Below are 21,701 nucleotides of genomic sequence, written 5' to 3' on the forward strand. Positions count from 1 at the left end.
CGCAACCCGATTATTCCCGCCTGAAGCCGGTGCTCGCCACCATCAGATCACGGGTGTAGGGCGTGCTGATCTGGCGGGTTGCGAGATCCTGCGCGGAGAGTTCCTCCACCGCCTGCCCCTTCTGCATCACGAGAAGCCGCTCACACATATGGGTGACGACAGCGAGGTCGTGGCTGACGAGCACATAGGTCAGCCGGCGTTCGCGCCTGAGCTGCTCCAGCAGGTTGAGGACCTCTGCCTGCACCGAGGCGTCGAGCGCCGAAGTCGGTTCGTCGAGCAGGAGAACCTCAGGCTCCAGCAGCAACGCCCGCGCGATGGCAACGCGCTGGCGCTGACCGCCGGACAGCTGGTGCGGATAGCGGAAGCGGAAACCTTTTCCCAGCCCCACTTCGTCCAGTGCGCGGGCGATCCGACGCTCGCCGTCGCCGATTCCGTGGATCGCGAGCGGCTCGGCAAGGGCCCTGTCTATGGTCTGGCGGGGATGCAGCGAGCCATAGGGATCCTGGAACACCATCTGGACATGGCGGTAGAACGCCTTGCCGCGCGGGCTCGCCACGGGCCTGCCGTCGAGCAGAACGGCGCCGCCGCTGACGGGTGCGAGCCCCACGATGGCCCGCAGGACCGTGGATTTGCCGGAGCCCGACTCACCGACAAGACCAAAGGATGAGCCGGCCGCGACGGTGAAGGAAACGTCGTCGACGGCCGCGAAATCCTCGAAATAGACGGTGAGGTTGCTGATGGTAAGGGCGTCGGTCATTCCGCCCACTCCGGCCGCCTGTCCAGCACCGGCAGGGGGTGGCGGTCATCGCCGATCTGCGGCAGGCAATTGATCAGGCCGCGCGTGTAGGGATGCGTTGCCTCGTTGAGCCGATTGGCGGCGATCTCCTCGACGATCCGCCCGCGATACATCACGAGCACGCGGTCGCAGAAGGAGGAGACGAGCCGGAGGTCGTGGGAGATGAAGATCAGTCCCATGCCGCGCTCGCTGACCAGCCGGTCGAGAATGCCGAGAACCTGCAGCTGCACGGTGACATCGAGCGCCGATGTCGGCTCGTCGGCGATCAGGAGTTCCGGGTCGGCGATCAGCATCATGGCGATCATGGCGCGCTGGCCCATGCCGCCGGACACCTCGTGCGGGTAGAGACCGAAAATGCGCTCGGGATCACGGATCTGCACGGCGGCCAGCATCTCCAGCGCGCGCTCGCGGGCGACAGCGCGTGTCACGTCGCTATGGGCGCGCAGGGTCTCCGTGATCTGCTGGCCGATGGTCATGACCGGGTTCAGCGAATATTTTGGATCCTGGAGGATCATGGCGATGCGCTCGCCGCGAAAGGCACGCCGCTCGCGGGCGGACAGCTCCATCAGATCCGTTCCAGCGAAGGCGAGGCGTCTGGCGGTGATCTCCGCATGCGGCGGCGTCAACCCCATGATGGCGCGGCCCGTCTGGGACTTGCCCGAGCCGGATTCGCCAACGATACCCAACCGCTCACGCCCCAGCGTGAAGGAGACCCCGCGCACCGCTTCCACGGGGCCGTTACGGCTCGGAAAACTGACCCGGAGGTCCTCGACCTCGAGAAGCGGCTTACTCTCCGGGAGAGTTTTGCCGACACGCGGATCGCCTGCGTGGCTTTCGCTCTTGAAGCCGCCGCTCATTGGTCCGACGCCTTGGGATCGAGCGCGTCGCGCAAACCATCGCCGAGCAGGTTGAAGCCGAGGCTGACGATGAAGATGGCGGCGCCCGGCGCGGCGGCCACCCACCACTGGTCAAGCACGAAACGCCGGCCGGAGGCGATCATCGCGCCCCATTCCGGCAGCGGCGGCTGGGCGCCGAGACCCAGGAAGCCGAGGCCCGCCGCGGTGAGGATGATGCCTGCCATGTCGAGGGTGACCCGGATGATCAGCGAGGACACACACAGCGGCATGATATGGCGCAGGACGACACGCCAGGAGGACGCGCCCATCAGCTCGACCGCCGCGATGAACTCGCTGGAGCGGATGGTCAATGTCTCGGCCCGCGCGATGCGCGCATAGGGTGGCCATGAGGTGATGGCGATGGCGATGACGGCATTCTCGATGCCCGGGCCCAGCGCGGCCACGAAGGCCAGCGCCAGGATAAGCTTCGGAAAGGCGAGAAAGATGTCGGTGATGCGCATCAGGATGGCATCGACATAGCCGCCGGCATAGCCCGCCACCGTCCCGACGATGAGGCCGATGGGCGCCGCGATGATGGCGACCAGTACCACGACGAACAGTGTAATGCGTGAGCCGAAGACCACGCGTGAGAAGATGTCGCGCGCCTGGTCGTCGGTCCCGAAGAGATGGGCGGCGCTCGGCGGCAAAAGCCTTTCCGTGCGCAGGTCCCCGCCCTCGACGGGGGAATAGGGCGCTATGAAGTCGGCGAAGATAGCGACCAGAACGAGACCGAGCACGATCGCGAAGCCGACCATGGCGAGCTTGTTCGCCGTGAAACGCCGCCAGCCGGCATAGGCGCGGCCGAGGCGCGCCTGGCTGCGCGAGGCCGGCCGATCGCTCATGAGCCATGCCCGCCAGTGCTGGGGCTGAGCCATATCGGTCATCGCACGTCCGCCCTGATGAGATGTCGCTGCTCGTCCGCTTTCATCGCCGCTTCGTCATCTCCGTTTCGTTCGGGGATCGAGGAAACGGTAGAGCAGGTCCGAGAGGAGATTGAGCCCGATGAAAACCGAGCCGACCACGATGGTGCCGCCGAGCACGGCGTTCATGTCGGCGTTCTGCAGGGAATTGGTGATGTAGAGCCCCAATCCCGGCCAGGCAAAGACGGATTCGGTCAGGACCGAGCCTTCGAGCAGGCCGGCATAGGACAGCACGATCACCGTCACGAGCGGGACGGCGGCGTTGCGCAGGGCATGGCGCCAGATCACACGCGTCTCCGAGATGCCCTTGGCCCGGGCCGCGACGATATATTCCTGGCCGAGCTCGTTCAGCATGAAAGAGCGCGTCATGCGGCTGATATAGGCCAGCGAGAAATAGCCGAGCAGCGCCGAGGGCAGGATGAGATGGCCCGCGACATTGCGGAAGGCATCCCATTCTCCCGCCATGGCGGTGTCGAGGAGCAGAATGCCGGTCACCGGGGTGATCGTGTATTCGTAGATGATGTCGAAGCGGCCCGGCCCCTCAGTCCAGCCGAGGCGGGCGTAAAAGACGAGCAGCGCCATCAGCCCGAGCCAGAAGATCGGCACGGAATAACCGACGAGCCCGATGACGCGCACGATCTGGTCGGCAAGGCTGCCGCGCTTCACAGCTGCGAGCACGCCGAGCGGAATGCCGAACACGGCGCCGATGATCGTGCCGAGGGTCGCGAGCTCGAGCGTCGCGGGGAAGACGCGGCGGATGTCATCGATCACGCGGTTCGATGTCAACACCGACGTGCCGAGATCTCCCGCCAGCACGTTGCGGACGTAAATGACAAACTGCTCGATGAGCGGCTTGTTGAGGCCGAGCTCCTCCCGCGTGCGTTCCACGACATGTGTCGGCGCGCGATCACCGACGATGGCGAGCACGGGATCGACGGGAATGACACGACCGATGAAGAACGTGACGGCCAGGAGGCCAAGATAGGTCAGGACGACGATGACGAGGAAGCGGCCGATGCTGGAGGCGGCCGCCCACGAACGGGATTTCGCGCGGGGCCGGGTGGGCTTGATGCCACCCGGCCGGGGCGTCTCAACGACGGCCATGATGGGCCGTCAGCTCTTCGAGGCCTTGTAGGTATAGGTCGTGTCCGAGGTCGGGCCGAGCTTGAAATCCTTGACGTCCTTGCGAACGCCCGCCGTCTCGATCATCTGGAAGATGATGACGTAGGGGCTCGCCGCGAGGACATCCTTCTGCATGTCCTTATAGAGCTGCGCGCGCTTCTCGGTGTCGCGTTCCAGCACGGCCGCGTCGGCCTTCTTCGTCAATTCCGGGATATCCCAATCATTGCGCCAGGCCAGGGTCTTCGATGAGGCGTTGTCGGAATTGTCCGGGTTGCGGGCGAAGGTATCGGCGTTGGTATGGGGGTCCCAATAGTCCGCGCCCCACTGGCCGATATAGAGGTCATGGTTGCGCGCGCGGTACTTGGTCAGCGTCTGCTTGCCATCGCCGGGGATGATGTCCATCTTGATGCCGGCCTGCGCGAAGCTGCGCTGCACCGCTTCGGCGATGCCCGTCACCGGTTGCGTGTTGCGCACGTCCATGGTGATGGTGAAGCCGTCCTTCAGGCCCGCTTTCGCCAGAAGTTCCTTGGCCTTGGCGACATCGAGCTTGTAGGGCTTCTCGTCGGAGGCGCCGAGCAGGCCCTTCGGCAGGAAGGTCTGGTGGATCTCGCCGATGCCCTTGATGAAGGTCTGGCCGATCGCGTCATAGTCGACCAGGTATTTCATGGCCTCGCGAACCTCGGGCTTGGCCAGCGTCGGGTTCTTCTGATTGAGGCTGAAATAGTAGATCGTGCCCTTCGGCGTGTTGGTGACGGCCACATCGGCGTTTTTAGCGACCGCGTCGAGATCGCCCGGCTCCAGATTGCGCGCGACGTCGATGTCGCCCTTCTCGAGGAGCAGGCGCTGCGTGGCGCTTTCCTTGACATGGCGGTAGATCACGCGCGGCAGCTTGGATTTCTCACCGTAGTAGTTGTCGTTGCGCTCCATCGCGAGGATTTCGTTCGCCCGCCAGTCGCGGATCTTGAGCGGGCCGGACCCAGCATAGTGGGTCTTCAGCCAAGCGTAGCCCATGTCGCCGTCCTTGGCATTCGCCTCGACGAGCTTCTTGTCGACGATCGCCGCGACATTGGCGGTGAGGCAGTTCAGGACGAAGCTCGGCGCGTAGGGCTTGTCGGTCTCGAGCGTCACCGTGAGGTCGTCGACCTTCTTGACCTTGCCATCGACGTTGTCCTTCGACCAGCCGAGCTGAGTCAGGATGAAGGCCGGCGTCTTGTCGAGCTTGACGGCCCGCTGCAGCGAATAGACGACGTCATCGGCCGTCAGCGGGTTGCCGGACGCGAATTTAAGGTTCGGCTTCAGCTTGAAGGTATAGAGCTTGCCGTCGTCTGAGACTGTCCAGGAATCGGCGATGTCGCCATAAAGCTTGGACGGATCGTTGACATCGAAGCGCACAAGGCGATCGTAGGTATTGCCCATGATCTCACCGGCGCTGATCTCAAAGGCCTCGGCCGGGTCGAGCGTGATGATGTCGTCGATCGCCCAGGCCAGTACAAGCGTATCCTTGGGCGTGGCGGCCGCGACCGGTGACACGCTGGCCAGCAGTCCCGCCATCAGGCCCGCCATGGCACCGGCCATCGCGGCGCTCTTCCAGTTCTTGCGCATCATGATCATGATTTTTTCCCCTCGCTTTGACGATAGCCGCCTCGCCGCATTGAATATCAATGCCGTCTGCGTCGATTGTCAAAGACGATCATGGACAATCCGTACTTGCGTCGCGCGCGAATACGTGGCGCCTTCCGGCAAGATGACAAAGATATCTCACGATATCACTTTGTCTTGGCAAAAGTCCTTGGGCGTCTTGTCAAAATATACGCAAACACGGCACCCCATCAACGGTTGGGCGAGACGTTGATCTAAGTTTCGTAATACTAAAGACTAACGCGCGTTCCCTTAGTATATCCGTTGCATGATTTGCTGCCCACGCAACTGTTCTGATGCGATCGTAACCGTTGGCGTATCGTTGTCAAACGGTACGCGGGGCACGGCGGAAGCACCGCCATCGGCCATGCCGGCGAGGGTGCGATTTCAGGATGGCGTCGACCGATAGACGGTTCTGGGCGGCTTCCAAATCAGCGGCCGCCCGATCCCACGCTTCTGCACCGCGCGACCGCACGCCGCGCCTTCCCTGGCGGGATCAAGAGCGGCGTTGAGGCGGCTTCGCGGGCGTGGCTGGCTGATTGATGCAGGCCGGGCGCCGCTTGGCTTCCGATGCCGCCAGATGCTGGTTGAGCGCAGTGTCGCTGGACGTGAAGCCCGTGCCGTCGATCATGCAGGCCAGGGTATCGGCATCGATGGGCCGATCGGCGGCCCCGCAGGCCCAGCCGGATAGGGTCAAGCCGCCGCCCTGGCCGCGGTTGCGGAACACGAGGCAGTCGCGGCGCAGCGTTCCGTTGGTCAGGACGCCATTGGCCATTTCCGTAGGGCCGAACTTCGTCGCGCGAGCGGCGGGAACATCCGTGCGGATCACGCCGATGCCGGCTTCGGCCGCCTGGCGGGCGGCATCGACGAAGAACGTTGGAGCGGCCTGTGCCTCCTCGCCCTGCCGATAAAAGGACAGGAAGACGTAGAGGCCGTCGGCGAAGTGCCCGAAGACCGTCGTGTCCCGCTGTCCACCGAGCCCGTGCTGCCAGGTCTCGTAAGCGACATCGGAGGTCTTGAGGGCCGGTGCCGGATTGACGACGGTCACTGCCGGTTTCGCGAGCCGCACCCATATGGGAAGCGCCTGACCGAGCGCATCAACCGCCGGCGTCGGCTTAATGGTGTAGTCGAGAGGATCGCTGCGCTCTTCCCCGACTTCGGGAATGACGGGCTGCTCGAGCAGCTTGTGCGTCAGAAGTGCTCCCGTGGCGGCGGCCAGAAGTCCAAGCGCGATCAGCCCAACGTTGACGCGTTTGCTTGTCGTGGCCTGCCGGCGGCGTTGTCCTTCGGGGATCGCCCTGAGATGCACGCGGTGATGCGGGATGCCCGGGTGGTCCGGCCTGCCTGGGTGCGGGACGGGGCCCTGGCGGCGTACGGTCTTGAGAGGCACGCCCTTGGGCGCGGCGCGTTTGCCGGAGATAGCGTCGGCCAGTCGGGTAAATTCCGAATCCTCGTCCCAATTCGTATCGCCGTAACGAGAATTCATAGCGTGATCGAAATCCGTTGCTGTTGGTCCGGACGCGATAGCCGGGCGTCACCGTCCACTCATGCCACATCGACGCCACGACTTTGGACCCTCAACGTTGTTCACCCGTTATTGGTGCCCGCTTTTTGTCGCGGAGGGTGAACAAAAGATTGCGGATATTCCGATACGGATTGAGCGCCCGGTCGGGTTCGGGCGCCAGTGGCAAGTTGTGCAATCCACTCGTGATTTCATGCGCTCCCCCGTGCCGTTTCGCATCTGCCCTCTTGACAGGAGCCTCTGTCTGATGTTGCTCACCGTCAGACTTGAGCCGGATTGCGACGGAACAGCCATGGTGGCGCTTCACACCACGACGAAACGGAAAACCGTCACGACGGTCGCGAAAGCGACCGGCTGAGCCTCCGCTCGTTCCCCGTTCTCTCTCCCGCGGGGCGAGAGGACGGTGCCGCAAGGCGCCATAGGTGACGGGGAGAGAAGCGCAACAGGAGATGATGATGGGGTTCAAGGTCGCCGTGGTCGGCGCCACGGGCAATGTGGGCCGTGAGATGATGGAGATCCTCGCCGATCGGGCCTTTCCCGCGGACGAGGTTGTCGCTCTCGCGTCCCGTCGCAGCATCGGTCAGGAGGTCTCCTTCGGCGACAAGACGCTGAAGGTAAAGGATCTTGAGACCTACGATTTCTCCGATATCGATATCTGCCTGATGTCGGCCGGCGGTGCCGTGTCGAAGGAATGGTCGCCCCGGATCGGTGCCCAGGGCGCTGTCGTCATCGACAATTCCTCGACCTGGCGCATGGATCCGGACGTGCCGCTGGTGGTGCCCGAGGTGAATGCCGAGGCAGTCGCCGGCTTCACGAAGAAGAACATCATCGCCAATCCCAATTGCTCGACGGCGCAGCTCGTGGTGGCCCTGAAGCCCCTGCACGATCATGCTGTCATCAAGCGTGTCGTGGTGGCGACCTATCAGTCGGTCTCCGGCGCCGGCAAGGACGGCATGGACGAACTGTTCAACCAGACCCGTTCCATCTTCACCGCCGGCGAGCTCAAGACCACCAAGTTCACCAAGCGCATCGCCTTCAACCTGATCCCTCACATCGACGTGTTCATGGAGGACGGGTACACGAAGGAAGAGTGGAAGATGGTCGCCGAGACCAAGAAGATCCTCGACCCGAAGATCAAGCTGACGGCCACAGCCGTGCGCGTGCCGGTATTCATCTCTCATTCGGAAGCGGTCAATATCGAGTTCGAGAAGCCGATCACGGCTGACGAGGCCCGCGAAATCCTGCGTTCGGCGCCGGGCTGCGTCGTCATCGACAAGCATGAGGACGGCGGCTACATCACCCCGCATGAGGCGGCCGGTGAGGACGCGACCTATATCTCGCGCATTCGCGAGGATGGCACGGTGGAGAACGGCCTCGCGATGTGGGTCGTCTCGGACAACCTCCGCAAGGGCGCGGCGCTCAACGCGGTGCAGATCGCCGAGGCGCTGGTCAACCGCAAGCTCATCACGCCGAAGGCCAAGGCGGCCTAATATCGCGCCACAGGGTTGTCATCGAAAAAGCGCGGCTCCATGGCCGCGCTTTTTTGTTTTGATGAAGCTCGCCGCAATCGGAGCTCAGCCGGAGTTCATCGGCAGTCGAACAGGGAGGTCTTGCCGGGGTGGTCCGGGACGACGGCTTCGAAGACGCCGGTGGCCGGGTCGCGCACGAGAAGCTGCCCGCTCGCCACGCCGAAATAGGCGCCGTGCAGCTGGAGGCGGCCCTGATTCACCAGGATCTCGATGCACGGGAAGGTCATGAGATTGGCGAGGCTCATCTCGATCGCGGCATGTTCGAGCTTTGTCAGATAGGAACCGCGGTCGCCGGCGGGGGTGCCGAGCTTCTCTGCGGCGGGCGCTATCAGCGCCATCCAGTTGCCGATGAAGTTGCCGGGAGACAAAGGCTCGGCGTCATCGGCGAAGGCACGGATACCACCGCAGCTCGCATGGCCCAGCACGACGATATGCTTGACCCGGAGCGCCTGCACCGCGAATTCGAGCGCGGCGCTGGTACCGTGGAAGTCGCCGCCGGTCTCGTAAGGAGGCACCAGATTGGCGACATTGCGGGCGACGAAGAGCTCGCCGGGGCTGGCGTCGAAGATCACCTCCGGTGAGACACGCGAATCACAGCAGCCGATGACCATGACCTCCGGCTTCTGTCCCTTTTCCGCCAGCTGCTTGTAGCGGCTGCGCTCGCTGGGAAAACGGCTATCGAGAAAAGCCCGATAGCCTGCCGTGAGTTTCTCCGGAAACATTGTGGTCTCCTTTTTTTACGCAAACCGCCATGCCGGCCTACGGCCGGCACCGGAACAGCCGGGGTCAGTGACGGAAATGGCGATGGCGGGTGAAGACCATCGCGAGCCCGGCCCCGTCGGCCGCCTTGATGACCTCGTCGTCGCGCATCGAGCCGCCGGGCTGGATCACGGCGGTGGCGCCTGCCTCGGCGGCAGCCAAAAGCCCGTCGGCAAAGGGGAAGAAGGCGTCGGACGCGACCACGGACCCTTCGGCCAGGGAGCGCGGCAGGCCGGCGGTCCGGGCCGCCTCGGCCGCCTTCCAGGCCGCGATGCGCGAGGAATCGACGCGGCTCATCTGGCCCGCCCCCACGCCGACGGTCGCGCCGCCCTTGGCATAGACGATGGCATTCGACTTCACGTGCTTCGCGACACGGAATGCGAAGGTGAGATCGGCGCGTTCGGCTTCCGTCGGCGCGCGTTGCGTCACCACCTCGAGCTGCATGTCGTCGATGACGGCGTTGTCGCGCGCCTGAACGAGGAAGCCACCAGCCACCGTTTTGAAACCGAGGCCGGGCGCGCGCGGATCCGGCAGGCCGCCAGTCAGGAGAAGTCGCAGGTTCTTCTTCGCGGCGACAAGCGCGATCGCCTCCTCACTCGCGTCGGGGGCGATGATCACCTCAGTGAAGATCTCGACGATTTTGCGAGCCGCGTCGGCGTCGAGGGTCTGGTTGAGGGCGACGATACCGCCGAAGGCGGAGACCGGGTCACAGGCCAGTGCCTTCTCGTAGGCATCGAGCAGGGAGGATCCCTCCGCCACGCCGCAGGGATTGGCATGTTTCACGATCACGACGGCAGACGTGCGCGCGGGGTCGAATTCCGCGACGCATTCGAAGGCTGCGTCGGTGTCGTTGATGTTGTTGTAGGAGAGCTGCTTGCCTTGCAGCTGGCGGGCGGTCGCCACGCCGGGCCTCGCTTCGGCCGTACGATAGAAGGCCCCCGCCTGATGCGGGTTTTCTCCGTAGCGCATGGGCTGGATCAGCGAGCCGCCCAGGGCGCGGAAAGCCGGCGCCTCCTCGCCGATCTCACGGGCCAGCCAGTTGGAGATGGCGGCGTCATAGCTCGCAGTCCGGGCATAGGCCTTCTGGGCGAGATGGCGGCGCAACGGCAGGGTGGTGGAACCGTCGTGGGTGGCGAGTTCCTTCAGGACCGCGTCATAGTCGGACGGTTCGACCACCACCGCGACATCCGTGTGGTTCTTGGCGGCGGCGCGGATCATGGCGGGGCCACCGATGTCGATGTTCTCGACGCAATCGTCGAAGGAGCCGCCGCGCGCGAGCGTCGCCTCGAAGGGGTAGAGGTTGACGACGAGCAGATCGATGGTCGCGATGCCATGCGCCAGCAGCGCGGCCTGGTGAGAGGGATTTTCGCGGACTGCCAGGAGACCGCCGTGGACGGCGGGGTGAAGGGTCTTAACACGACCGTCCATCATCTCGGGGAAGCCCGTGACATCGGACACTTCCGTGACTGGCAGGCCCGCTTCGGCGATGGCCTTGAATGTGCCGCCGGTCGAAATCAGCGAGACGCCGCGTTCAACGAGGCTGCGGGCAAAATCGACGAGGCCGGTCTTGTCCGAAACCGAGAGAAGGGCACGTGTCAGGGGCTTTGGATGTTCAAGCATCGGCTTCCGTCGAGAATGTCGTTTCGATCCACGTCCAGGGTGGATGCGTCGCGATTAGCACGAAAGCGACCTTCGGCAAAAGCTGCAGGATCGACGCGGGCCAGTGCGCAGGTGTCCCGTCGACACGTTCCCTGGATCAGCTCGCGCTTTCCGTATGCGGCCGGTGGCCGAGGTGCAGGAAGCGCCAGCGTACGGTTCGCGTCAGACCCGCGTCAATGGCCACGACGATTTGTGTCGTGCGCCTGACACCGTCGGAGGCGGCGAAAAACACGCTCTCTTCGAGGCTGAGCTCGCCCGCGTCCGCCTCGAAGCTCCAGCAGTCCTGATTGGGCAAGACGAGAAAAATCCCCGGTCCGTCGGCGATCCGGGATGCGCGCACGGAAGGATGCAGGTGAAAGCGCAGCGCCGTATCGGTCTCGCCAGGCCGCGCGGGCCCTTCAGAAATGAAGCTGTCCTCGCCTTCGAGCCTGTCGCCATGGGCGCCCAGATCGAGCCGGCGCTCGTGGATCACCCCGAAGCGATTGAGATAGCCGTCGTGCGAGGCCTTGATGCTGATTCCGTCAGGCAGGATCTCCCGCGTCGCGGGGACCTGGCGGGGGCCTGAAAGCACGGGCGTACCGATGAAGCGGCCAAGCCACCAGCCAATGCTGCTGCCGTTGGTGGCGCCCGCAAAATGGCAGGACGACACGTCGCCCATAGTGACCGTGGAGTGAGCGGCCGTGGAGCGCGCGGCGAACGTCGACTGTCCGGTGCCGGGACGCGGCGCGCCGCAATTCACAACGAGACGGAACGCGCCGACCGACATCTCGAAGGAGAGGCAGCCGGCATGGGCCTCACGCGAGAATTCAGCGGGCGGCGGTGTCCCGACATCCATCAGCACGATCGCCTCTCCGGCCTCGAGGCGTTCGTATCCGGAATGGGGCGCGTGTTCCATCGCCTTGGCGCGCACGTCGTCGTAGGCGAGAAGAGTCGCGATAAGGTCCGGCTTGGTCAAGCCCATGCCGTTGAAAAGGCCGAGTGATCCTTCGCCATGCCGGAACATGCGCAGCACCGGCATCATCCGATCGATGGCGCCGATGAGCGCCGGCGGCGGTTCGGCGCCGCGCGCGGCATAAGTCTGGCTCAGCGGCAGCAAGTCAGTCAGGAGCTCGACCACCAGGCGGGGATTGCGACTGATGTGGCCGCCGTCGGGAAGGACCTGGCGGTTCAGTTCGTCGGTCAGCAGGCGGTTCGCCTGCCGGAGCACACGACTGGGGCCGTTCAGGCAAAGCCCGGCATAGGCCAGCGCGACGGCCGCGATGAGCCTGTCGTTTCCGCGCAATCCGCCTGCGACGGACAGCTGGAGCTGCACCGCCGTGCGGCCAAGGGTGCGCGTGAAGCGCCGGTAGAAGCCGCGGTCCGCGCCGTCGAGCACAAGGGGGGAGTGGTCGAGCAGCGAGATCAGCCGGCGGGCGGCGACGCGCGGTTTGGTTGCGATGCCGTTGCGCGATGCGGCGTGATTGAAGAAATCATCGACCAGCGCACGGGCGTTGGCCCGCGACAGCGCGGAATCGGCGGCCCGGAGATGTCGCAGCCAGCCGAAGCCATAAAGAGCTTCGGCCCAGGCGCGGCTCGGCGGCTCTTCGTTGAAAGGGGATGATCCGCGCGTGTTCACGACGCGGCCGGCGAGGGCGTAGTAGCCGGAGTAGATGTCGCCCGCGACCGTTGGATCGGCGGTCCGCAGGTCCTGGGGCACGATGAGAATGCGATCCGGGGCAAAGCGATGCAGGGAAAAAACGCTGCGCCAGGCGCTGACGGCGCAGTAGCGCAGCCGCCGCCAGCCCTCGCCCAAGGCGAGCCCGTAGAGACGCCATCGGTCGGTTCCCCGGGGCACGACCGCTTTGGTCCTCTGTACTTCAGCTCTCCTCACGGCGACTGCGTCCACTCATCCCGTCCCGTATCATCCGACCGGCCGATGCGCATGACCGCTCAGTGCTCCAGCACCGTTACCAACCGGCGAAGATAGCGGGCAGAGGTTAACGTTTCAGTTGCCCCTTCAGGTGCCACCGCGCCGCAGGCGGGCGGCATAGAAGCCATCGAAACCATCGACAGCGGTTCCGTCGGCCAATGTCATGCCGGCGCTTGGCAGACTGCGGAAGTCGCCATCACGGGTCACGAGATGGTCAACGCCGCCGAGTTCGGCCGCCGAGATCGCCTCGCGTCGGAATTCCGGATTCCGGGCAAGGAAGGCATCGGTCTGGGCCTCGCCTTCCTCGGGTTCCAGCGAGCAGGTGCAATAGACGAGGACTCCTCCGGCTTTGACAAGGCCGGCCGCATGGTCCAGCAGCTGCCGCTGGATCGCGGCAAGGGCTGGAATATCTTCCGGGCGCTTGGTCCAGGCCACGTCGGGATGACGGCGGATGGTGCCGGTTGCGCTGCAGGGCGCATCCAGCAGCACGGCGTCGGCGGGGGCGTGCTCAAGACTGCCCGCATCAGCTTTGCGGCATGTCACACCGAGCTTGAGCCGCTTCATGTTCTCCTTGAGGCGCTCCAGCCTCGCTTCAGCCCTGTCCACGGCGGTGACATCGGCACCGGCGGCCGCGAGCTGAGCCGTCTTGCCGCCCGGCGCGGCGCAGAGATCGAGCACCGTGTCGCCGGACTGGACCAGAAGAAGCCGAGCCGGAAGCGCGGCCGCGGCATCCTGCACCCACCAGGCGCCCTCGGCATAGCCGGGCAGTTCCGCCACAGGCGTCCGCGTCGTCAGGCGGATCGATCCGGTCGGCAGCAGGAGGCCGCCGAGCTGTTCCGCCCAATGCGGCGCATCGGCCTTGACGGTAATGTCGATCGAGGGCTCCCGACCATGCGCAGCCGCGATCTGCCGCGCCGTCGCCTCGCCGTAGGTTTCGCTCCAACGGGCGCGCAGCCAAGCTGGCGTATCGACATCGAAGGGGTCCGTCGCGGCCAGGATGGCGTCACGGTCGGCTGCGATACGGCGCAGCACGGCGTTGACCAGCTTGGCATAGGGAAAAGCGCGCTTGTCGCCCCGGGCGAGATCCACCGCCGTGGTCACCGCCGCATGGTCCGGAACATCGAGCAGCAACAACTGGGCCGCCCCGACGAGCAGGATGGCTTCCAGCGCCCCCGAGTTGCGCGGCAGACCCTTCTGCAGGCGGTCGCCTATCGCCTTGCGCAAGGTGCCGAGACGGCGAAGGGCCGCTGTCGTAATGGCACGGGCCAAGGCCTTGTCGCGCTGGTCAAGCTCCGCGCCGACGGGCTTGTCCTGATGCCGGCCTCCGGCCGGCTTGTTGTCGCGCGAAGCGCCGCGACGTCCGGCGGCCCCGTCAAATAGGTCCTCCAGGCCCTCGCTATGCCCGAGGATGCGCGTCAGCGCAGCCACCGCCATGCGGCGAGCGGCGAGGCCGGGTGGATCTTCCCGCCGTGATCGGCCGCGGTGTGCCGGAACGGAGGCTTTCAACTGGGCCGATCCCCTGTGGCAGGATCTGTCATGGGCTTAAACTCTGAAGAACCTTGGGCGACAAGGGCTGGCGCGAGAATTCCGGGCGGAAGACGCCGCAGCTACACCAGACCATGCCATCAGCACGCCTTTTCCGCGAAGCGATGGCATTTGTCGACATCTAATCACGAAGGATCGAGACAGCTGCCCCGGATTGGCTCCGGCGCCGGATCAACCCCACGGACCGTTGCGCGGGCGCGATCCGTTGCCCCAGGGGCCGGCGGCGCGCTGGGCGCCTCCGAGGAAGGAGGACGAGCGCGATGGCGCCACGCCCATGCTGCGGGCGAGCTGCTCGAGCGCCGCGATGCGGTTTTCCGTGGCCGGGTGGGTGGAGAACAGATTGTCCATGGCCCGCCCGGACAGAGGATTGATGATGAACATCGGCGCCGTCGCCGGGTGGCTCTCGGCCTCCTCGTTGGGGATATGGGCGACACCCTGCGAAATCTTGGCGAGAGCGGTGGAGAGCCACAAAGGATTGCCGCAGAATTCGGCGCCCATGCGATCGGCTTCGTATTCGCGCGAGCGACTGACCGCCATCTGGATGATCATCGCCGCGATCGGCGCGAGGACGACGAGCAGAATGGTGCCAATGGTCCCCAACCCGTTATTGTTACGGTTTCCGCCGCCGAAAAACAGGCCGAACTGGGCGATCGAGGAGATGGCGCCGGCAATGGTGGCCGAGATCGTCATCGTGAGAGTGTCGTGATTCTTGATATGCGCGAGCTCATGGGCCATGACGCCGGCCAGTTCCTCACGGCTCAGAATGCGCATGAGGCCCGTTGTGGCGGCCACGGCGGCATTCTCCGGGTTGCGGCCGGTCGCGAAGGCGTTGGGCTGGGGATTGTCGATGATATAGACGCGCGGCATCGGCAGTCCGGCGCGCTCGGCAAGCTGGCGGACCATGCCGACATATTCCGGCGCGGCGCGCTCGTCGACTTCCTGGGCATTGTAGGCGGCCAGGGCGAGCCTGTCCGAATTCCAGTAGCTGAAAAGGTTCATGCCCGCGGCGAGCGCCAGGGCGATGAGAAGGCCAGCCGCGCCGCCGATGAGATAACCGACGACGCCGAACAGCGCCGTCAGTGCCGCAAGCAGCATACCGGTCTTCACGTAGTTCATCCGCACCCTCCACCGATCCCGGTCAGCTCTGTCGAGCCGGGTTTCTATCTGCCATAACGATATGGCATCCTTGGGATCGTGCTCTATATGTGGAGGAGGATAGCCCCTGCGTTCAAGAGCATGGAGCGTCCATAAGTGGAGCAATTTCTGTGACGAGCCCCGACAAGCTGTCCTCCAGCATAGCCGGCGCCGCATCGGCGGCGGAAGCGCCGCGCAAGCCGCTGACCCCGGCGGCGCAACGCGCGCTGGCCGAAGCCGCGGAGCGTCGCGCGGCCATCGACGCCCATACCGCCGCATTGACCGCGCAACGCGAAATCAACGGGCGCAACGGGCCGGAGCCCGTGCGCTATGATGACTGGGAAGTCAAAGGCATCGCCAGCGACTTCTGATCAGGGGGTCACACCTTGGTGCGATTGCGGATCATCAGGGTGTCGAAGGCATATTCGTTGACCTGCCACCAGAGGTAATTCTCGGTGCGGAAGGCGATCATCGATTCCAGCGCCTTCTTGAACAAGGGGTTCTTGGCGGCCATCTCGCCATAAAGTTCGTGGGCGGCGTTCCAGGCGGAATCGAGCACCGCGTTGGGGAAGAACCTGAGTTCCGTGCCTGTTCCGATGAGGCGCTTCAGGGCTGGGCCATTGAAAGCGTCGTATTTCGCCAGCATCCAGTTGGTCGAGGCATCGGCCGCCTGCCGCATGACGGCCTGGTAGTGCTTCGGCAGGGCGTTCCACTTGTCTCGGTTGACGACCATGTGGAGCATCGCGCCGCCCTCCCAGAAACCGGGCGCGTAGTAGTATTTGGCGACCTTGGCGAAGCCCAGTTTCTCATCATCGTAGGGGCTGACGAATTCGGCGGCGTCGATCGTGCCGCGTTCGAGCGCCGGATAGATGTCGCCGCCGGCGATCTGCTGGGGCACCACGCCGAGCCGCGCGAGCACGTCGCCGCCCAGACCGCCGATGCGGAATTTCAGCCCCTTCCAATCGTCCGGTGTGTTGATCTCCTTACGGAACCAACCGCCCATTTGGGTTCCGGATTGGCCACATGGGAACCCAACTACGTTGAACTTAGCCAGGGCTTCGTCCATCAGCGCATTGCCGCCGCCATTGAGCAGCCAGGCGTACTGGAGGCGCGAATTGAAGCTGAAGGGAACGCCGGTGCCGAAGGCCAGCGCCGTCTCCTTGCCGGTGTAGAAATAGATCGGCGTGTGGGCGCATTCGACCGTACCGTTCTGGGCGGCGTCGAGCGCCTGAAGCGCGGGCACGATCTCGCCGGGACCGAAGCACTGGATCTGGAATTGTCCGTCGGTCGCCTCTCCGACGAATTTCGCAAACATCTCGGCGTTGCCGAACAGGGCGTCGAGTGGCTTCGGAAAGCTCGAAGTCATGCGCCATTTGATGGCCGGTGACGACTGGGCGATGGCAGGCATCGCCACGCCCGCGGCGGCAACCGTGCCTGCGGCGACAGCGCCGGGGGCACCTTTCAGGAAATCACGACGCTTCATCCGGCATCCTCCCAGGAGCACATTATGGAGGGGCTATGAGCCCGGCGGGTTTCATAATGTGTCATGCGGGTGGTTGGCAAACGGATTGGATATTCGAGCCTTCCGTTGCCGACACGCGGGCGCTCCGCCCACAGACTGACGCGATCTGCGGCAATTGCAATCACCTTCACTCTTATCTTCCTGCGATGATAATTTTAAATTGAAAATGATTTCACGGAATAGATTTTATGGTATTCGCGAGATATTTTGATGAAATGTTCCCGAAACATTTTTGCAAATCGCGTGGGCGAGTATGTGTATGCTTGGACTCTGGCCGAGGGAAAGCCTTCGTCCGGGGTACGTGCATGCGTTATATCAACGCATGGAGCGAGATTTCACGGCGGGTATTTCTCGTGGCCAAATGTTGAGCTTGTTTTCTATGGTCCTGAAGGTGCCTCGCTCGTGCAGCCCATCAGCACGGACATCATCGGCGTGCTAACCGAGACCTATCCAAACTACGAGACGATGAAACGCGGCCCTTACCCGGACTACTTTCTCAGCAAATATCAGGGGCCGGACGAGACCTATGAGTTTCTTGGCGACCTGCCGGTCCATGTCGCCCATCGCTATTCGATCCGGCGGCCGGAGGAGCGCCCGGCGAGCCCGCCGCATCCCGAGGCTGTCGCGCTTTACGCGGATTCCGGTATCCCCGCATACAAGGACCTCGTCTCCCGGCATGGGGTGTGGACCATGGACGTAATCACCGTGAGACGGCGTGGTCTGAAAGTCGCAACGCGTCTGTCAACACTGATCAAGACCTTGCACAGACACGGTTATCACTATCACACGATCCACTGCGATTTTTGTCGGAGCCCGCTGTTGCCTTTTCGCGAACCGAGCTATTCACCCCGGCGCCGCCACACTTTTTGAGCGCGGCGGCCCGCCCGGACCATACTTGGCGCCAACCGGGGTGACACTTTTGCTTCCAATGCTCTAACGTCGCGCGCGAACGGAATAGGAAAGCGTGATGACGAGCGGGAAGACTGGTGAGGGCGGGGACAAGCGTCTCGCTGCGGTGAAACGTGTGCTACGGCAGGCGGCGGAGCATATCAACGCCGATTTCGGAATCAGACTGTGGGACGGCGAGGTGATTCCACTCGGCGCCGACGCACGCACTGATTTGCTCGTGGCTCTCAACAGCCCGGCCGTGTTGAGCCGCCTCATTCGCCAGCCGCGTCTGACGACCGTAGTCGACCTCGTCGCCTCGGGCGATGTCGATATCATCGGCGGAACGCTGCTTGATCTCGCCGCGCGGCGCGGCAGTGGCACCAAGGGTATCTGGAAGAAGATCGGCAAATTGTCGCTGGCGCGGGCGCTCTGGCCCTTCCTGTTTTCCGCCAAGGCCGATGCCGCGGCGAACCCGCTCAAAAGCGAGGCTTACCAGGGCGAGCAGATCGACAAGGACGCGGGCGGGCGTGACAACAAGGCCCTGGTGCAGTTTCATTACGATCTCTCGAACACCTTCTACCAGCTCTTCCTCGACCCCGAGATGCAGTATTCCTGCGCCTATTTCCCGACCTGGGAGAGTTCGCTGGAAGATGCCCAGCGCGCCAAGCTCGACATGATCTGCCGGAAGCTCAGGCTGCAGCCCGGCGAGCGTTTCCTGGATATCGGCTGCGGCTGGGGCGGCCTTGTCTGCCATGCCGCCCAACACTATGGGGTGGAGGCCCATGGCGTGACCCTGTCGGAGGCGCAGCTCGCCTTCACCAAGGAGAAGATCGCTCGTCTTGGCCTCGAAGGGCGTGTCCACGTCGAGCTGCGGGATTATCGGGACATCTCCGGAACCTTCGACAAGATCGCCTCGATCGGCATGTTCGAGCATGTGGGGCTCGATAACCACGCGGCCTATTTCAACAAGCTGCGAGAGCTGCTGAAGCCGCGCGGCATCCTGCTCAACCATGCGATCACGCGCCCGGCCAAGAAGGATGCCCGCGCCTTCCGTCGCAAGCGGCCGGAATATCAGGCTATCGTGAATTACATCTTCCCGGGATCGGAGCTCGACCATATCGGCGGCTCGGTCACCAGCCTGGAGCGTCATGGCTTTGAGATCCACGACGTCGAGGCGTGGCGGGAGCACTATGCCTTGACCACGCGGCGCTGGTGCGAGCGCCTCTATGCGGAGCGCGAGGCGGCCGTGCGCGAGGTCGGCGAGGCCAAGACCCGGCTGTGGCTGCTCTATCTCGCCGGCGTTTCGCTCGGATTTGAACGCGGCACGATCGGCATTTTCCAGACGGTGGCGACGCGCCGGGCACGCGGGCTATCCGGCCTGCCGCCGACACGGGCCGATCTTTATGCCGGCGCGGACGTCACGGGACAACGATAACAGGCGTGCCGACGCGCACCCGCTGATAAAGGTCGATGATGTCCTCGTTCAGCATGCGGATGCAGCCGTAGCTCGCGTAGGTGCCGATGCTGCGTCGCATGCTGCGCGTTGTTCCGTGGATCGCGTAGAGATCGCCCGAGAGCGTCAAGGCGCGCGCTCCCATCGGATTGTCGCGCGCGCCGCCGGCGATGTAATCGGGAAGCTGCGGATTGTCGCGCTTCACATCCGGCGGCGGCATCCACGCCGGTTCAACATATTTGCCATCGATGTGGACCGTGCCATGCCATTGCTTGCCCGGCTTGGCGACGGCGACGGGATAGCGGATCGCCTGGCCCTCGCCAAGCACGAGATAGAGCCTGCGTTCACGGGTGCGAACCAGCACGGTGCCGGCAGGCGGCCCTTCGAATGGGGCGAGACTGGGTGCCGCTGCCACATCCGCCGGTAGAATTGCCAGGCCCGCCGGTAAACCCAGCGCGGGCAGGCCAATGACGAACCGCCGCGTCCAGCCGCGCGATCTTGAAAACTCTCCACCCATGATCCCGTTCCATCACGCACAGTCTTGCGGTGAACGGCATTCAACGCGGGTGGTGCTGAAGCAATCCTTGCTGACGATCAGGAATACTGCTGGTTGATGGGCGGATCGGTGCACCAATTGCAATTAGATTTAATGATTCTCAAATGCGGCCCTATCAGCGTGTCTTGGCGTCATGAAGCTTGGCACCATGAAAACTTGGCTCATGAAAGCTTGGCTCATGGGCAGGCAGCACGAGTTGGACATGCTGACTTGGATAACCTGACTTGGATAACCGGCCGCCGTGTCATTCCGGGGCGGGTCATGGGCCCGAGCCCGGAGACCATGAACGCGACGGCAAACTAAGATAGGGAAACGTCCGACGCGTCTTCCTATCTTGCCTTGTGTTCATGGATTCCGGGTTCCTCGCTGATGCGAGGCCCCCGGAATGACGGCAAGATTTTCTATCCAAACTCGACATCCGGCTGGTGAAGGCCCGCATAACGAAAAAGCGCCTGTCCCGTTGGCATGGGACAGGCGCTCTATTGAAATCAGCCGGCCGACTGGCGGAAAACTGCGGCGTCAGCGCAAGCTCGAAGGCAGCCGGCGCTTCCAGCGCTGACCGGGCGGCAGCGCGGCGGCTGGCTGTTTACGGCGCCGACGCACGACGGAAGCGTTCACATCCCGACGGGGCGCCGCGTCCGCCAACGGCTGGATGTCGTGCGCGGCATCGACCGCGTCCAGGACTTCATCCGCGTCCAGGATTTCATCGTCCTCGCCCTCGTCATCCAAGGGGAGAGAGAAAGCAAGCGGAGCCTTGGGCACCTTGGGGACGGCCGTCTGCGCCTTGCGACGCGAATTCGCCTTGGGCTTGGACGGCGCGATCTCTTCCGGCGGCAATTGGCCGGCGAAGAGATCGACGGAAAGCTTTGGCTCGACCAGGGAAGCGACGACCTCTTCGGCCTTCGGCTTGATGCTCCAGCCGAGAGCAGCTGTCGCGTCTTCGGAACTAAGAGGCTTTGCGTCCTCCGCGAAAGCTTCCCGCGAGCGCGGGTCATCCCAAAGGCTAGCGGCAGCCGGCGCTGGTTCTGCCGGCGGTGCCATGCGCGCGGCGAGATCGGGTAGGGCAACAGCCTGTGATCTGGCCGGAGCCTTAGCCTTCGCAGAGATCTTGCGCGCGGCAGGTGATGGCGTGCGCAGCGAGAACACGTCGTCTTCTATGCCGTGATCATCCTCCTCGACGTGGTCGCTTGTGGCGGCTCGTTCCAGGACGGGTGTTTCATCGGCAAGAAGGCTCGGCAGAATACGCGGTGTGGCGCTAGTATTGCCGGCCTGTTCTGGCGCTTGCGTCGGTGACTTCTTGAAGAGACCTTCCAGACTTGCCGATGCCGCGCCAGCGCGGTTGGTTGGCGCTTCCGCATCATCAAAAATGGAAGAAGATCCCCAAATATTGGTCGGAGCCTTCCGCGTGCGCTTAACCTCGACCACAAACGGTCGCGACTGTCGTCTCATAAGTCCTCTTGAGTGTTATCTTTAGTCTTATAACTGTTTAGCGATCCATTCACGGGTGTTTGCACGGCATTCATCGCCGCAGCCACCAGAATGATCGACGACAAATTTCGTGCCCCCGCACAAACTTGCTCAATAGCTAGCGCTGATTCGCATTCCCCACTGGACTATAGCGAATTTTCTCGCGCGAACCCAGCCCTTCTTCCTCTTCGTGACAGGAAACCCCGGCACGATGGTGTCGAAGCCGACATTGCGTTCAGCAAGAGCCATTGGACAGTGAGCGAGTAGCAAGTCTGTCGCCAATACGCAAGAGATATAATGGTTGGCGAAATCAAGCTTTTCCAGGGGTAGGCGAAAAAAAGCCTTGCGGCATGCTGTCCCGTGGTCCCGCTGCTCACGCCAATGTT

General features: G+C 63.8%; 18 protein-coding genes. 4 read left to right on the forward strand and 14 right to left on the reverse strand.

The window, feature by feature from the left end; genetic code table 11:
- Positions 1-10 precede the first annotated feature (10 nt).
- The 6 genes from KIO74_RS15720 to KIO74_RS15745 all read right to left on the reverse strand — a co-directional run bounded on the left by KIO74_RS15720 (position 11) and on the right by KIO74_RS15745 (position 6,858).
- Complete coding sequence (locus KIO74_RS15720; RefSeq protein WP_213332764.1) at positions 11-757, reverse strand: ABC transporter ATP-binding protein; 747 nt, start codon at positions 755-757, stop codon at positions 11-13.
- Positions 754-1,653, reverse strand: a complete 900-nt coding sequence (locus KIO74_RS15725) for an ABC transporter ATP-binding protein (protein ID WP_213332765.1) — start codon at positions 1,651-1,653, stop codon at positions 754-756. Before KIO74_RS15725 ends, KIO74_RS15720 begins: the two co-directional genes overlap by 4 nt.
- The gene (locus tag KIO74_RS15730; protein ID WP_213332766.1) at positions 1,650-2,576 is read right to left on the reverse strand and encodes an ABC transporter permease; all 927 of its coding nucleotides are present in this window, start codon (positions 2,574-2,576) and stop codon (positions 1,650-1,652) included. Before KIO74_RS15730 ends, KIO74_RS15725 begins: the two co-directional genes overlap by 4 nt.
- A 54-nt stretch (positions 2,577-2,630) precedes the next feature.
- Positions 2,631-3,716, reverse strand: coding sequence for an ABC transporter permease (locus tag KIO74_RS15735; RefSeq protein ID WP_213332767.1), 1,086 nt, complete (start codon positions 3,714-3,716; stop codon positions 2,631-2,633).
- Between the two features lie 9 nt (positions 3,717-3,725).
- Positions 3,726-5,345 carry an ABC transporter substrate-binding protein gene (locus KIO74_RS15740; RefSeq protein ID WP_213332768.1) on the reverse strand — a complete coding sequence of 540 codons (1,620 nt, stop codon included), beginning with the start codon at positions 5,343-5,345 and terminating at the stop codon, positions 3,726-3,728.
- 523 nt (positions 5,346-5,868) lie between these two features.
- Positions 5,869-6,858: a hypothetical protein gene (locus tag KIO74_RS15745; protein ID WP_213332769.1), complete on the reverse strand. Its 990-nt coding sequence runs from the start codon at positions 6,856-6,858 to the stop codon at positions 5,869-5,871.
- A gap of 491 nt (positions 6,859-7,349) precedes the next feature.
- Between KIO74_RS15745 and KIO74_RS15750 the strand changes: the two genes are divergently transcribed.
- On the forward strand, positions 7,350-8,384 hold the full coding sequence (locus tag KIO74_RS15750) for an aspartate-semialdehyde dehydrogenase (protein WP_213335479.1): 1,035 nt from the start codon (positions 7,350-7,352) through the stop codon (positions 8,382-8,384).
- Between the two features lie 95 nt (positions 8,385-8,479).
- Here the strand turns inward: KIO74_RS15750 and KIO74_RS15755 are convergent, their stop codons facing one another.
- The 5 genes from KIO74_RS15755 to htpX all read right to left on the reverse strand — a co-directional run bounded on the left by KIO74_RS15755 (position 8,480) and on the right by htpX (position 15,411).
- Entirely contained in the window at positions 8,480-9,145 is a 666-nt protein-coding gene (locus KIO74_RS15755; protein ID WP_213332770.1) for a carbonic anhydrase, read from the reverse strand.
- 64 nt (positions 9,146-9,209) lie between these two features.
- Positions 9,210-10,802 carry a bifunctional phosphoribosylaminoimidazolecarboxamide formyltransferase/IMP cyclohydrolase gene (gene purH / locus KIO74_RS15760; RefSeq protein ID WP_213332771.1) on the reverse strand — a complete coding sequence of 531 codons (1,593 nt, stop codon included), beginning with the start codon at positions 10,800-10,802 and terminating at the stop codon, positions 9,210-9,212.
- Between the two features lie 136 nt (positions 10,803-10,938).
- The gene (locus tag KIO74_RS15765) at positions 10,939-12,675 is read right to left on the reverse strand and encodes a heparinase II/III family protein (RefSeq protein ID WP_213332772.1); all 1,737 of its coding nucleotides are present in this window, start codon (positions 12,673-12,675) and stop codon (positions 10,939-10,941) included.
- A gap of 162 nt (positions 12,676-12,837) precedes the next feature.
- Positions 12,838-14,256: an RsmB/NOP family class I SAM-dependent RNA methyltransferase gene (locus KIO74_RS15770; protein WP_249731014.1), complete on the reverse strand. Its 1,419-nt coding sequence runs from the start codon at positions 14,254-14,256 to the stop codon at positions 12,838-12,840.
- 210 nt (positions 14,257-14,466) lie between these two features.
- Positions 14,467-15,411, reverse strand: coding sequence for a zinc metalloprotease HtpX (gene htpX, locus KIO74_RS15775; RefSeq protein WP_213332773.1), 945 nt, complete (start codon positions 15,409-15,411; stop codon positions 14,467-14,469).
- 149 nt (positions 15,412-15,560) lie between these two features.
- Here htpX and KIO74_RS15780 point away from each other — a divergent pair, with 149 nt between their 5' ends.
- Positions 15,561-15,800 (forward strand): DUF1674 domain-containing protein, encoded by a 240-nt coding sequence (locus tag KIO74_RS15780; protein WP_291959983.1) that lies wholly within the window; start codon positions 15,561-15,563, stop codon positions 15,798-15,800.
- Between the two features lie 8 nt (positions 15,801-15,808).
- On the opposite strand, the gene KIO74_RS15785 is transcribed toward KIO74_RS15780, so the two are convergent.
- Positions 15,809-16,912 carry a TRAP transporter substrate-binding protein gene (locus tag KIO74_RS15785; protein ID WP_213332774.1) on the reverse strand — a complete coding sequence of 368 codons (1,104 nt, stop codon included), beginning with the start codon at positions 16,910-16,912 and terminating at the stop codon, positions 15,809-15,811.
- Positions 16,913-17,161: 249 nt separating this feature from the next.
- Between KIO74_RS15785 and KIO74_RS15790 the strand changes: the two genes are divergently transcribed.
- Both KIO74_RS15790 and KIO74_RS15795 read left to right on the forward strand, forming a co-directional pair.
- The gene (locus KIO74_RS15790; RefSeq protein WP_349629197.1) at positions 17,162-17,821 is read left to right on the forward strand and encodes a putative adhesin; all 660 of its coding nucleotides are present in this window, start codon (positions 17,162-17,164) and stop codon (positions 17,819-17,821) included.
- A gap of 97 nt (positions 17,822-17,918) precedes the next feature.
- A complete protein-coding gene (locus KIO74_RS15795) occupies positions 17,919-19,274 on the forward strand; it encodes a class I SAM-dependent methyltransferase (protein ID WP_213332776.1) in 1,356 nt (451 codons plus the stop codon).
- On the opposite strand, the gene KIO74_RS15800 is transcribed toward KIO74_RS15795, so the two are convergent.
- Positions 19,258-19,809 carry a L,D-transpeptidase gene (locus tag KIO74_RS15800; protein WP_213332777.1) on the reverse strand — a complete coding sequence of 184 codons (552 nt, stop codon included), beginning with the start codon at positions 19,807-19,809 and terminating at the stop codon, positions 19,258-19,260. The two genes, KIO74_RS15795 and KIO74_RS15800, sit on opposite strands and share 17 nt — an antisense overlap.
- A 558-nt stretch (positions 19,810-20,367) precedes the next feature.
- Positions 20,368-21,297 carry a hypothetical protein gene (locus KIO74_RS15805; RefSeq protein WP_213332778.1) on the reverse strand — a complete coding sequence of 310 codons (930 nt, stop codon included), beginning with the start codon at positions 21,295-21,297 and terminating at the stop codon, positions 20,368-20,370.
- Between the last annotated feature and the right edge of the window lie 404 nt (positions 21,298-21,701).

It is taken from the genome of Chelatococcus sp. HY11 (assembly GCF_018398335.1).
In the GTDB taxonomy this organism is placed as follows: Bacteria; Pseudomonadota; Alphaproteobacteria; order Rhizobiales; family Beijerinckiaceae; genus Chelatococcus.

Coding starts and splice junctions, on each gene's coding strand:
- purH (WP_213332771.1), bottom strand. CDS start 10,802: ATGCTTGAACATCCAAAGCCCCTGACACGTGCCCTTCTCTCGGTTTCG.
- KIO74_RS15745 (WP_213332769.1), bottom strand. CDS start 6,858: ATGAATTCTCGTTACGGCGATACGAATTGGGACGAGGATTCGGAATTT.
- KIO74_RS15720 (WP_213332764.1), bottom strand. CDS start 757: ATGACCGACGCCCTTACCATCAGCAACCTCACCGTCTATTTCGAGGAT.
- KIO74_RS15790 (WP_349629197.1), top strand. CDS start 17,162: ATGAAATGTTCCCGAAACATTTTTGCAAATCGCGTGGGCGAGTATGTG.
- htpX (WP_213332773.1), bottom strand. CDS start 15,411: ATGAACTACGTGAAGACCGGTATGCTGCTTGCGGCACTGACGGCGCTG.
- KIO74_RS15730 (WP_213332766.1), bottom strand. CDS start 2,576: ATGACCGATATGGCTCAGCCCCAGCACTGGCGGGCATGGCTCATGAGC.
- KIO74_RS15750 (WP_213335479.1), top strand. CDS start 7,350: ATGGGGTTCAAGGTCGCCGTGGTCGGCGCCACGGGCAATGTGGGCCGT.
- KIO74_RS15800 (WP_213332777.1), bottom strand. CDS start 19,809: ATGGGTGGAGAGTTTTCAAGATCGCGCGGCTGGACGCGGCGGTTCGTC.
- KIO74_RS15725 (WP_213332765.1), bottom strand. CDS start 1,653: ATGAGCGGCGGCTTCAAGAGCGAAAGCCACGCAGGCGATCCGCGTGTC.
- KIO74_RS15805 (WP_213332778.1), bottom strand. CDS start 21,297: ATGAGACGACAGTCGCGACCGTTTGTGGTCGAGGTTAAGCGCACGCGG.
- KIO74_RS15785 (WP_213332774.1), bottom strand. CDS start 16,912: ATGAAGCGTCGTGATTTCCTGAAAGGTGCCCCCGGCGCTGTCGCCGCA.
- KIO74_RS15795 (WP_213332776.1), top strand. CDS start 17,919: ATGACGAGCGGGAAGACTGGTGAGGGCGGGGACAAGCGTCTCGCTGCG.
- KIO74_RS15740 (WP_213332768.1), bottom strand. CDS start 5,345: ATGATCATGATGCGCAAGAACTGGAAGAGCGCCGCGATGGCCGGTGCC.
- KIO74_RS15735 (WP_213332767.1), bottom strand. CDS start 3,716: ATGGCCGTCGTTGAGACGCCCCGGCCGGGTGGCATCAAGCCCACCCGG.
- KIO74_RS15755 (WP_213332770.1), bottom strand. CDS start 9,145: ATGTTTCCGGAGAAACTCACGGCAGGCTATCGGGCTTTTCTCGATAGC.